We start from the raw sequence: 11,759 nt of genomic DNA on the forward strand, positions 1-11,759 counted from the left end.
GGTAAACGTAGTCAAGGTAGACTGTGACGACTCCCCTGCCATCGCGTCTGAATACCGCGTTATGTCCATGCCGACCGTCATTATGTTTCATAACGGCGAGCCGATAGAGAAATTAGTCGGACTCCGTCCAAAAAGTGTGTATGAAGCGCTGATCGAGCGATACGCTTAATTTCAGGAGCTCCATTTCTTATGGAACAAAGAAGGGCATTTCTGTCCTGTTTTTATCCATGACTGAGCTGATCCCCGTAAAATAGACAGTAGAATAAAATGCTTTAACAGTCTTAGCTCGTGCTTCCATCGGGCTAAGGCTGTTTCGTTTTTGCTGTAACCGCAGTGATATCTGCTTTTTCCACTACTAGATCCCTCATTCAATTCTCCAATCATGTATATCATCTTGGAACGCCGATATGCCGCTGCGTAATTTCACCGTGCCTGTCTTCGTAAATAATTTCAACCTGCCGCCCAAAGTAATTTTCCTGATGCATATTCACCATCACAACATCAAGGGCTCAAGCATAAAAATATACCCCCGTAAAAAACTACGAGGGGTATATTTTTTCAAAAAGTATTCCTTCAGCACTGATAAAATTGAAAGTTTGCTGGTCAATTTCATAGATATTAACCGGATCAATCTCCACACCTTTATCTGGAACTTTAATTTCATCTTCAACTAATAGGAAAAAGCGTTCGTTTCGAAAATTGAAAAGACATCTCGCCCCAATTTCAAATGATGCCATTTATATCCATCCCCTTTTCGCAACATTTGTATAGATTTCACGCTTTACATAATATGCTATATTAATAGATTTGATAACGGCACGTACCAGTCAGAAGAAAATCAAGGTTTTAAACTACCTTCCAGGTAAAAGCTGCCTCCACCTATTTAGTGCTGGCCGTGATCGTGATTACATTCTTTCTGCTGGTTCCGTTTGTACTGCTAGTTCGCAGGTTTTTGCAGAAAAGTATAAAAACCATCCATTAGAACACCAGACTTTTAAAAGATGATATTATCGTGCAGAGATGAGGTGATTGGATTCATGAAAACGTACCGAACAACAGAATTAGCGCGTAGCATTGGAATCCACCCCAACACTGTGCGCCTTTATGAGGGACTTGGACTTATTCCAAAACCGTACTGAGGAATAAGTAAAAGGCTTGCAGGAAAACCTAAATCCGGTAACTTCATTAATTAACGGATCTAGGAGGTTGGCTAATGGCAAAGTTTTTTGTATTAGCAGTATTATTATTGGTGGCAGGTTGTTCGTCCCATAACAATATGATGCAAAAGCAAGTGACTCCTAAGCAAACACGAACTTCAACTCATGATCATACTACTGCGCCAAACTCTGTCCTCACACAGGCATCATCAACAGCTACGTCATGGAAAGAGCGATCTTCCATTACAACAAAAGAAGCACAAAATGGAATTCCATTGGATTTGTTGGATCTGATTCGAACACCGGATGGAAATCCAGCAAACCAGGTACCTACAGGGAATCCTGAAAATAAGGAGCCAACAGGTTCAACAGGATCAGTACAGGAAGGTACTATGGATAATCATTTATCCGAATTCGAGCAGCAGGTTCTAGATCTAGTAAATCAAGAAAGGTCCAAAGCAGGATTAGGTTCCTTGAGTAGGAGTGGAGAATTGTCAAATGTGGCTATGGTCAAGGCACAGGACATGTACAACAACAATTACTTTGATCATAATTCTCCCACACATGGATCCCCCTTCGATATGTTGAAGGAATTCGGGATTACATTCAACACCGCTGGAGAGAACATCGCAAAAGGGCAAACTACCCCTACCCAGGTTATGAAGGACTGGATGAATAGCCCAGGCCACAGAGCAAATATACTGAATAATAACTATACCCATATCGGTATTGCTTTTTATAACAACACATGGGTTCAGGAATTTACTGGATAACGCCTTTCATCTCCCAACAATAACGGTTCAAAAACCCGCAATTTATGCGGGTTTTTGGCACTTCAGGCTGACCCCTCTCCGTCTATTGGCAAGTTGAAGTTCTCTGATGCTCCCAGATAACGATGTACGAACATCCCACTTAGTAGCGTTCAACTCACTTTTAAAATTCAAGTCAATATGTCGAAATAATGGTAATATATTGAATAATATCATCTTTTAAACGAGGTGGAACAGTGTTAGAAGATATTTCAAAAATGATTGCCATCGTGATATATATGGCAACTATGCTGAGTATAGGGTGGTATGCTTTCCGAAAAACGACAAACTTGACGGACTATATGTTAGGGGGACGTTCCTTAGGGCCTGCTGTAACTGCTTTAAGTGCTGGCGCTGCCGATATGAGCGGATGGCTGTTAATGGGGCTTCCGGGAGGAATTTACCTGACAGGACTGTCAAATATCTGGATTGCCATTGGCTTATCGGTTGGCGCCTATCTGAACTGGCTGTTTATTGCTCCACGTTTGCGCACATACACGGAAGTTTCCGGGAACTCCATTACCATTCCGTCGTTTTTGGAAAATCGATTTAAGGATAGCACCAAACTTCTGCGGATTGTTTCCTCCATTGTTATCCTCATTTTCTTTACGTTCTATATTTCCTCAGGTATGGTGGCAGGAGCCGTCTTTTTTGAAAACTCCTTCTCCGTTCCTTTCATAGCGGGGCTGCTCCTCGTATCCGGAGTGGTTGTTGCCTATACATTGTTTGGGGGCTTTCTTGCTGTCAGTTGGACGGACTTTGTCCAAGGACTTATCATGCTGCTTGCTCTTATCCTTGTCCCGGTGTTAGCAATGAGCGAGACGGGTGGGTTTGCCAACACCGTTGATACAATCAGAGCCATAGATCCGTCCCTCCTAGATTTATTTAACGGAACTACTGTGCTCGGCGTCATCTCTGCAGCTGCCTGGGGACTTGGCTATGTTGGCCAACCGCATATTATCGTCCGATTTATGGCCATCCGCTCTGTACAAGAGACCAAAACTGCGCGACGTATTGGTATGGGCTGGATGGTTGCCACATTACTTGGCGCTTCATTAACAGCATTAGTAGGTCTTGCTTTTTTTGCACAAACAAATTATACATTGTCTAATCCAGAAGCTGTCTTCATTCAACTTGGACAAATTTTATTCCATCCGTTTATTGCCGGACTTGTCCTTGCTGCCGTATTGGCTGCAATAATGAGCACGGTTTCTTCTCAGCTCATTGTAACCTCTAGTGCTTTGACAGAAGATTTATATAAGCTGATTCTGCGTAAAAATGCCTCTGATAAAGAACTTGTGTTCTTTGGACGAATGTCTGTTCTAACGATTTCAGTCATCGCCTGCCTGCTTGCGCTGGGCGGTGAAAACAAAACCATTTTAAGTCTTGTCGCTTATGCCTGGGCCGGTTTTGGCGCTTCCTTTGGCCCCGTTATCCTGTTAAGCCTATACTGGAGAAAAATGACCAATTGGGGTGCCATTGTCGGAATGTTAGCAGGCGCAACAACAGTGATTATTTGGAAAAATATTGACTTGCAAATTACTAGAGATGTATACGAAATCATTCCCGGATTTATCGTCAACCTTATCGTCATTATTGCCATCAGTCTGTTTACCTATCAACGGGACGAAGCTATCGAGAAAGAGTTTGATACCAGCTTGAAACGGTTACACACGAATGTAGAAGAAGCATGATCAATTTTGGCTTACATCCCTGCAATACGCCGAGAACAACGCTCGAATGATGCTCACTCACTTTTGAGAAATGAAAACGAAATTTACAACAAACCCTACACTTTAACACCAGACTTTGCTCTGGTGTTATTTTATTTATGCAAAGAGAGCATTTAGGAGGGATTTGATTACGTGGAAACAACTCAAGGTAGAACACTTGAGCAAGTCTTACGCCAGCGTCAAAGCAGTTGAACATCTAAACCTATCGATTTGTCGTGGTGAAGGTTTCGGCTTGTTGGGCGCAAACGGTGCAGGCAAAAGCACCACTTTGTGAGGTCACTGCATCTCTTTACAAAACCGCTGTGGATTACACGAGCTTGGGGTTAACCATTCTGTTGACCTCACACTTTATGGACGATGTGGAAGCTCTTTGTGACAAAATCATGATTCTGAAAAAAGGGAAGAGCATTTTTGACGGGACCGTACAGGAAGCGATTGCGGCCAGTCCTCATGAGAAATTTGAGGATGCATATCTTTGGTATACAGACGAGGAGGAAAGAAAATGAGAGCATTTAGGGCGCTGCTCAAAACAGAGTGTAAACTGTCTCTTCGCGGGATGGACATGTTCATCTTTGCGATCTGCATGCCTGTCGCCGTGGTGATCATTTTAGGTGCAGTTTTCGGAAATAAGCCAGCTTTCGATGGCGCAGCTTACACCTTCCTGGAACAATCCTTTGGAGCCGTGGCCACGATTGAATTATGCGCTGGGGGAGTTATGGGACTTCCTTTAGTGGTGTCCGATTACCGAAGCAGGAGGATACTAAAACGCTTTAAGGTAACGCCGACCAGTCCCGCTCTTATCCTAGCCGTACAAGTTGTCATTTATGCGATTTACTCCATTGCTTCACTTATCCTTGTCTATATGACTGCAGCCATTTTTTTTGGCTATCAATTTCATGGCTCATGGCTGCAATTTTTAGGCGCATACATCTTGGTCATGCTGTCCATGTTCAGCATCGGACTGCTGGTCGGTGGACTAGCGCCAAACATGAAAATAGCAAGTGCTGTAGCCAGCCTGCTCTATTTTCCAATGCTTATTGGCGCTGGTGCTACCTTGCCTTATGAAGTTATGCCTGCGGCGCTTCAAACAGTGGCCGATATATTACCGCTGACACAGGGCATTAAGATGTTGAAAGCCGCTTCACTTGGCCTGCCAATGGATAGTATCATCATCCCCGTTGTTGTAATGATTGTACTTACAATGATATGTATGAGTATGTCTCTTCGCCTCTTTAAATGGGATTAATAGTGATATAAACAGTGACAGTCTAGGACATTATTTTCTCGTCCATACTGTCACTGTTTTATAACATACTATATTTTCATAAACACCTTGTACTACTTCTCGAGGAAAGGAAAGTTAGAAACTGCTTTATCCCCAGCGATCATTTTACAATTATGGTTGTGCCGTCGAATTTCGTAAGCGTAAATCCTTGGAATGGTTCGTTAAACGTATGCCTGTAGTTGCGAAGCAAACCGATGGCGGCAGCCTCGCCCAAATTCATGCCATCGAAACAGTCGGAGCGATAATGAATACCTGCAAATGCCCGAGCGATGGCAATGTTATTGGCGAGCTTATTCAATTCACCGCCTATAGTGAGCGGCGCTCCGTTAAAGGGCTCTAGGGACAGGCCGTCGTCGCTCACTGTAACTGGATTCGGGAGAACAAAATCTTCGTTGAAGAATGCCTTTAACATGGTGACGCCTGCGCCGGCAATTACGGCATGGCCTGCTGGATAGGACGGATGTGCCGGACACCCTTCCGGGTACGCCTGTGGCAGCAAGTAAGTGCCGTATTTATTGAAGGTTAGATCAACTGCGGGAGAATTCAGGAGCTGCTCATTAATCGGATAATTTGCATTGTTCGCTTTTTTCTGTTGAACGAGACCTCCAAACTCTTCCGGCCGCAGTCTCCGATGCACAAGAAACTTCTGATACCACGCAGACTCCATCGAGAAATTCGCGGCCCGTGCGACCAAATCCAAAATATACGGAGAACCAAAGGTAACAAATCCAGTCTGCGTGCGCGAATGGAAATACGGATTGGCCGGATCGAGTGCGGAAGAACCCAAGCTCAACAAATATAAACAGGCCATTAACACACCTTGATAAGAAAAATCTTTATGCACCCATTCGCTTATATCTCTTCCGTTTCTTAAAAAACGAGGCTCAGGATCATAGACAATGGAAGCAGACGGAGCAGCGCCGTTTTGAATGCTCAGCCATGTTTGATAATCCGTTAAGAAATGTTGACCCGCCAAAGGGACTTTGTATTTTTGAATAATGGCAGTGGCGCCAAATGGAATATCTTTATATAAAAATTGTGAGATATACGGCCCTACCAGATCGCCTTGCGTAACGCCGCGAAATAAAGTTTGCGGTGTTACTTGTCCGTTTATTTTGGGCCCATAAAAATCCTTCAGATTCGAAAGGTTCTCCGCTGCTGCAGCGGCTAATGGATCTCTGTCGTAGCTGTTGAACGGAACATCCCGCAACAACGATTGCCAGTATAGTTCTACCATATCGCTGGCGGCCGCAGCACTGTTTATCGAAGGAGGAGCTGGAATCGTTAAGGAATGTCCGTCGGGCCCGGCAAGATCATACACGTAAGCCCCTTGCGGATTAACGAGTTTGAGCATTCCCCCGAGGGGAATATCCTCGAATTTACTTGGCTTCCCGCTTTTCAATGCTTTGAGATATGCCTGGTAAGCATGTTGATCAACTTCTCCAAGACCGTTATGCGGCAGTCCCTTCGTGAAGTTTCCGATTTTGTTCGGATACTTCCTTTCATCGTGATTGCAAGGCTGAGGCAAGATTTTGTGCGACTTTTCTTCTTTAGCGGATTGATTTCGAATTTTATATGCTTTATGTTGCCGTTCCTTTGGATCTAAAGGGCCTAGTATACATGAGTCATCCATATGATTCCTCCTTGAGCGATTTGTAAGAAGCACAGAGATCTCTATAATTTATTCAAATGAGTCGATTTAGTATGGTTATATGTAGAATACCTGGCCACAAAAGAAAAAGAGGCTCTATACAAATGGTTGCTGCATATAAAAAGATCTAGCGGCTTGCCGCTAGACCCTTAGTACATCGCGCATATCAATTTCATATTTATAGCCATGTATCTTTTATAGAACTTTAGAATCTAGTTTCAAAACAATAAGCGTAAAATGATAATGGAAATAATACCGCCCAGTACGGTTCCCAATAAACTTCTTGTTTTTATCGCAATTAGAAAAGTCGGTATGGCTGCAAAAAATTCAATGTTGTTGGTAAGAGATGTAAGCTTTCCGTCATGGATAAATATCTCTTGACCTATCAGAGCAGCTATTACAGAAATGGGAACATAATTTAACCAACGCATTGCCCATTCTGGTAATTCAAAACGACTAAGCACCATAAGAGGAACGACCCTTGGAATGAACGTGACAAAAGCTGAGCCTAGAATAATCAAAAAAATGTCCCATCTTACTTCCATTTTTCTACCACCATTCCTATTGTTGAAGCAATAATTGTAGCCACAATAACGCCCATACTGCTGGACAAAAAGAAAGAACTTCCTACAGCAATGACCACTGCAATAATTGCGACAACGATATCAAGTTTGATTCTATTTCGCCCTAACATGGAGAGTACGAGAATACCAATAAACATAGCTGGCAAGGCAAATGCTAGTCCGAATTTCTCCGGATTCGAAATCCATTGTGCCAAAAATGCTCCTGCTACATTCGCTACAAGCCAATTTACATAAGCGGTTATATTGAGACCATGCATCCATTTCTCACTGATTCGCTTTTTCTTGGCCGCCTCGGTAATCGCGACACCGAATGTCTCATCGGTGAGTAGAGAACCCACTAGCATGTTCCGAAATGGAGAAAGATGCCGGAAATAAGGTGCTAGAGCTGCACTAAGTAAAATATGACGAAGATTAACAAACAAAATCGTAATAATAATGGCAGTAATCGAGCTACTTGTTGCTATCATTCCTGCAGCAATAAACTGAGCTGAGCCAGCATAGAGGATTAAAGACATCAGAGCGATCTCAGCGATGCTAAGTCCCGCAGTCTTTTGGATCACACCTGCAGCTAATCCGATACTTAAATAACCCAGCAGCGTGGGGACACAATCTTTTACTCCTTGGATAAAGCCATCTTCATCTCTCGGAGACGAATTCATTTGGACGTTCGACAGACTCATTTCATTCCCTCTTTATTTTCAAGTATTAGAAGCTAACTTACTAACTACTACGAAACAGTGAAAGAAAATACGGTTCAATTTATTTGAACCGTTTCCCGGTAACAACATGAAATAGGTTAGGAGCGTTTTTCCAAAGCGCTTCTGCTTTCTCTGGGCCCACTTCTTTCACTAATTCTGAGAACATAATATCATGCCTGATGTATTCCATCGCGATTAACACAAGTGCCGGGTCTTCCGTTTTTACCGCCCATGCAGGTGTATTTGGCGAGAAATTTGCAATTAATACTTCCTCATTGTCCCGTGCAACAATCGTTAAGCGACCGTTCATACGTTCCTCAGCTACTTCTGGAGCCATGTAATTGTGATGCGTAGTTGCTCCAAGCTGAATCTCAGGTGCTCCAAAAAGAATAGAAAAGACGTGGATATCATCCTTTATCCGCGTATCTACAGCACCTTTTATCGAATCGACTTGTGGTTCCCAGATCGACAACCATATTTCTTTTTTAGCTTTATCGATTATGTCAATCATTTCGGCCACAACGCGCTCATCACTGCTGATGCGTCGAATAACATCTACTTCTTGTTCACTTTCTAAGGCAGATAAATTCTTTTCAAGATAATCCATAGAATTGTCAAAGTCATTACGCAATCGGCGGATTAATTCTTTTGCTGGTAACGGCGCATAGGTTACAGGGTCAGAAGGTACTGTATAAACTGCACCTTTATCCATTAATTTTGCCAATACTTCATAAATCGTTGAACGAGGCACACCCGACCTTTTGCTTATTTCATATCCGGTTATAGGGGAATTTTTCAAAAGCCCTATGTACGCTTTACATTCATATTGTGAAAAGCCCCATTTCTGAAGTTCTTTAAAAAGTTCTTCCATGGCAACTCCTTTAGTAGTTAGTGTGTTACTTACTATAAAATAAAATGAATTAGCTGTCAAAGCTATATAGCGAATGAACGATATGGAATATGTAAAAATACTGGCTTGTATACGAGCCCTAACGACCCGCTCGCGGGCAACAATCTGTCCATCGACGAGAGCGTGAATGACTTCATTCAGCAAGGTGCCGAGACGAACAAGTCGAATCTTACTTATTCGGGCCAAGGGGCAAAGTCCTTCCGATTACGCGAGAATATGAAAAAACAGCTAGATCAATTTGATCTAACTGGTCATATGAATTCATACCATTTTTAATTTAAAAGTACCAACTTCCACTTCTGGGCAGCGGTCCCATTATCCGTCCAGATCTGCACGTTCGTACCGTCGTTCGTGCCTGATGTGGATACATCCAGTGCCTTATTGCTGTTACTATTAATTAGTTTATACGAGCCATCTGTATTGCGTATGAAGCTCCATTTCTGTGCACCTGAACCGTTGTCATCCCAAACCTGTACGTTTGTACCGTCGGCTGTCCCCGAACTTGTCACATCCAGTGCTTTGGCGCTTACTGCGTTAATCAGTTTATATGTGCCGTCTTGGTTTCGATACACTGTCCAACGTTGAGCTGCTGATCCGTTATCTGAATAAATCTGAACATTGGTGCCATTCGCTGCCCCTGATCCTTGAACATCCAATGCTTTTCCACTGTTTACATTAATTAATTTATAGGGTCTTCCCACAAGCACATCGTTGCTAGTCAAGTTTGGATCCTTGGAATATTGCTGCCATAACTGATCGACAGTCTGGCCAGTTAACTTCACCCATAATTGTTCACTATAAGTCCGATTACGAAGATTGGAGTCCATCTCATTGACGATCGACGGACGGATCCGATTTTCCAGCCATACGAAAAAGCGAGCTGTAACTTGGTAACTATCCGTATATTTATGATTAGGGCTATAATTAGGCAGAACCCATCCTGCCGGCCCATTATTTACGCCATATTTGTAACGGGCATAGTCCGCGATCCCTTCGGTTAACCATCCCGGGCTCCCCCCAGGATAGGCTTGAACGATATGCATTAACTCATGGGTTACCGTATCGATATCTTCCGGATTCTTCCGCAGCCAATTAGAGCTGAATTTAACATTGCCCCCTCCTGCTTCCGCAACACCAGAGTATGTCGGATCAATTGTAAAATGTACTTTCCGAGCTGCCTGACCATTGAAACGTGCAACCATTTGAGGATATACGATAAAGAAGGTATCAATCATTCGTTGTTTCACTGTCGAATCAAAAGAAGGATCCTCGTTATTCACTTCTAATGTGTAGGTTCCGTCTGTGTAGGAAGCAGTCTCGGCAGAAACCACCATCACTTCAGAACCGAATAGCACCATCATCATCAAAATCATTGACAATTTTCGAATCAATCCTATTCCTCCTTGTTGGATCTAACTAGCTCATATCGCTGTAAATCCTTGGTTCCAAGGGTACCTGATGTCATCGATCACAGCCGGAAAATTCGCTTAACGCACGTCAGAAATGTGTTTTGGCCACATTACACCTCGGACATGCCATATCGCTGATAATTCCCACCTTCATCGAAAAAACGCTCCTCCTTCCCGCCCTATAATCCTCAGCTGTTCCGATACTTTAGCGATAATGGTTCCCCCAAAAGCTGTGACTTACCAGGAAATATTATGCAATTTATTCCTTTTTATGAAGTCTATTTTTCATATATTTCTTGATCACGTATTCAAAACCAACGCATATTCGACCAAAAAGCAAAAGGACACAATAGAGCTTATTATTTACTCTACAGTGCCCATATGAATTCTTCGGATGTGAAATGTATTGGGTGGACTTTATCATTACTCTGCTTGGTGTAGCATGAGGTTTTGATAAAAAGCTGAGTCTGGATCGCCGTTTTCGCCTTTTTCGGTAAACTGCTCAAACGTTCCTTGAAATTTTATACTTCCTTTATGCAATAAATGAATTTTACAATGTATATTTCGAAACTCATGTAAAGTATGAGTGGAAAGAATGACTGTAGAACCTGTGCCAAGACTAAGCCTTTCTATTCTTTTTAAAATTTGCAATCTTGCTTCGGGATCAACTCCGGAAGTTGGTTCATCGAATACATACAGCTTCCTTTGCATAAGCGTTACCGCCAAAATACTTAAGTACCGTCGCTCGCCTATAGATAACTGACCAAATTGGGTGTCCCATACTTTTTCCATCAACTCAATTTCTGAAGATTCCATGTATTTATCGGTATAAGGAGTATTCGAAACTTTTATATGATTATTGTGATCCGTGTACAAAAAAAACCGAAACAAATCCTTCCCTTTCAAAGCCGAAGGAAATGATAACCCCTGTAACTGATAAATAATTTCAGAATGGTTAGGTACACCTTTGATTTCTTTGGGTCTTGGGATAACATTTGTAATCAAATCAAAAAGCGTCGTCTTGCCGGAACCGTTTTTACCTATAATGACGTTTACTATACCCGGTTTAAAATCTACAGTTACATTCTCCAAATTACTCTTATTACAATTCTTATGCCTATAATTTAAATTCTCAATTGTAATCATATACCTGCCCCAATTCATGTTCGATTTGTCGAGGATACGATTCTTGTATATCTCATCCCCAAAAGTCCGATAGCCGTATATAAAATCAAGCCGAATACGATATGAGCCGAGCCAAAATTCATATATTCCTTACCCGTTATGAATTCTACTATTAATAGATTCAAAGCTCTAACCAGTTCTAATGGATTAATATATAGCAGCAGGATTCCCCACGACAATGAATGCGACAAATTATTAGCGGTTACTATCAAAAATACAAGTAGAAGCATATTCAATACAGTAACTAGTGATTCTTGCTTCATCGGGAAGATCATAAGTATCAAGAAGAAGAACATTATCGGAATTGCCCCGATTAAGCCCGCAACGACGGAACTAAT

The 11,759-nt window shown here is 42.3% G+C and carries 12 protein-coding genes and 1 pseudogene; 5 read left to right on the forward strand and 8 right to left on the reverse strand.

Features of this window, described 5'->3' with window-relative positions; genetic code table 11:
• The coding region (locus BBG47_RS31130; protein WP_139070770.1) for a thioredoxin family protein at positions 1–169 on the forward strand (169 nt) is incomplete at its 5' end.
• 400 nt (positions 170–569) lie between these two features.
• On the opposite strand, the pseudogene BBG47_RS25690 reads toward BBG47_RS31130, so the two are convergent.
• Positions 570–737 (reverse strand): annotated as a pseudogene (locus BBG47_RS25690) (spore coat protein); the annotation flags it as partial.
• 476 nt (positions 738–1,213) lie between these two features.
• Between BBG47_RS25690 and BBG47_RS25695 the strand changes: the two are divergent.
• The 4 genes from BBG47_RS25695 (at position 1,214) to BBG47_RS25710 (ending at position 4,945) form a co-directional block, all read left to right on the forward strand.
• Entirely contained in the window at positions 1,214–1,930 is a 717-nt protein-coding gene (locus BBG47_RS25695) for a CAP domain-containing protein (protein WP_065294108.1), read from the forward strand.
• A 233-nt stretch (positions 1,931–2,163) separates the two neighbouring features.
• Positions 2,164–3,660 (forward strand): sodium/proline symporter PutP, encoded by a 1,497-nt coding sequence (putP, locus tag BBG47_RS25700; RefSeq protein WP_302621973.1) that lies wholly within the window; start codon positions 2,164–2,166, stop codon positions 3,658–3,660.
• Between the two features lie 287 nt (positions 3,661–3,947).
• The gene (locus BBG47_RS25705) at positions 3,948–4,205 is read left to right on the forward strand and encodes an ATP-binding cassette domain-containing protein (protein ID WP_065294110.1); all 258 of its coding nucleotides are present in this window, start codon (positions 3,948–3,950) and stop codon (positions 4,203–4,205) included.
• A complete protein-coding gene (locus tag BBG47_RS25710) occupies positions 4,202–4,945 on the forward strand; it encodes an ABC transporter permease (RefSeq protein ID WP_065294111.1) in 744 nt (247 codons plus the stop codon). Before BBG47_RS25705 ends, BBG47_RS25710 begins: the two co-directional genes overlap by 4 nt.
• A 139-nt stretch (positions 4,946–5,084) precedes the next feature.
• Here BBG47_RS25710 and BBG47_RS25715 read toward each other — a convergent pair whose 3' ends face one another.
• From BBG47_RS25715 to BBG47_RS30435, 7 genes are all read right to left on the reverse strand, one after another.
• Entirely contained in the window at positions 5,085–6,617 is a 1,533-nt protein-coding gene (locus BBG47_RS25715) for a vanadium-dependent haloperoxidase (protein WP_065294112.1), read from the reverse strand.
• A gap of 236 nt (positions 6,618–6,853) precedes the next feature.
• Positions 6,854–7,180 (reverse strand): AzlD domain-containing protein, encoded by a 327-nt coding sequence (locus BBG47_RS25720; protein WP_021255845.1) that lies wholly within the window; start codon positions 7,178–7,180, stop codon positions 6,854–6,856.
• Positions 7,171–7,899 (reverse strand): AzlC family ABC transporter permease, encoded by a 729-nt coding sequence (locus BBG47_RS25725; protein ID WP_065294113.1) that lies wholly within the window; start codon positions 7,897–7,899, stop codon positions 7,171–7,173. The genes BBG47_RS25720 and BBG47_RS25725 overlap by 10 nt, the downstream gene beginning before the upstream one ends.
• 79 nt (positions 7,900–7,978) lie before the next feature.
• Positions 7,979–8,788 carry a TrmB family transcriptional regulator gene (locus BBG47_RS25730; RefSeq protein WP_065294114.1) on the reverse strand — a complete coding sequence of 270 codons (810 nt, stop codon included), beginning with the start codon at positions 8,786–8,788 and terminating at the stop codon, positions 7,979–7,981.
• A gap of 311 nt (positions 8,789–9,099) precedes the next feature.
• Entirely contained in the window at positions 9,100–10,218 is a 1,119-nt protein-coding gene (locus BBG47_RS29155; protein WP_083189612.1) for an RICIN domain-containing protein, read from the reverse strand.
• A 441-nt stretch (positions 10,219–10,659) separates the two neighbouring features.
• A complete protein-coding gene (locus tag BBG47_RS25740; protein ID WP_175400642.1) occupies positions 10,660–11,382 on the reverse strand; it encodes an AAA family ATPase in 723 nt (240 codons plus the stop codon).
• Between the two features lie 14 nt (positions 11,383–11,396).
• Positions 11,397–11,759, reverse strand: a 363-nt coding sequence (locus BBG47_RS30435) for a hypothetical protein (protein WP_217492528.1), incomplete at its 5' end; no start/stop codon positions are given.

Origin of the sequence: Paenibacillus sp. KS1 (assembly GCF_001680695.1) — a bacterium.
GTDB lineage: Bacteria > Bacillota > Bacilli > Paenibacillales > Paenibacillaceae > Paenibacillus_B > Paenibacillus_B suaedae.

Coding starts and splice junctions, on each gene's coding strand:
- BBG47_RS25695 (WP_065294108.1), top strand. CDS start 1,214: ATGGCAAAGTTTTTTGTATTAGCAGTATTATTATTGGTGGCAGGTTGT.
- BBG47_RS25710 (WP_065294111.1), top strand. CDS start 4,202: ATGAGAGCATTTAGGGCGCTGCTCAAAACAGAGTGTAAACTGTCTCTT.
- BBG47_RS25715 (WP_065294112.1), bottom strand. CDS start 6,617: ATGGATGACTCATGTATACTAGGCCCTTTAGATCCAAAGGAACGGCAA.
- BBG47_RS25720 (WP_021255845.1), bottom strand. CDS start 7,180: ATGGAAGTAAGATGGGACATTTTTTTGATTATTCTAGGCTCAGCTTTT.
- BBG47_RS25725 (WP_065294113.1), bottom strand. CDS start 7,899: ATGAGTCTGTCGAACGTCCAAATGAATTCGTCTCCGAGAGATGAAGAT.
- BBG47_RS25730 (WP_065294114.1), bottom strand. CDS start 8,788: ATGGAAGAACTTTTTAAAGAACTTCAGAAATGGGGCTTTTCACAATAT.
- BBG47_RS25740 (WP_175400642.1), bottom strand. CDS start 11,382: ATGATTACAATTGAGAATTTAAATTATAGGCATAAGAATTGTAATAAG.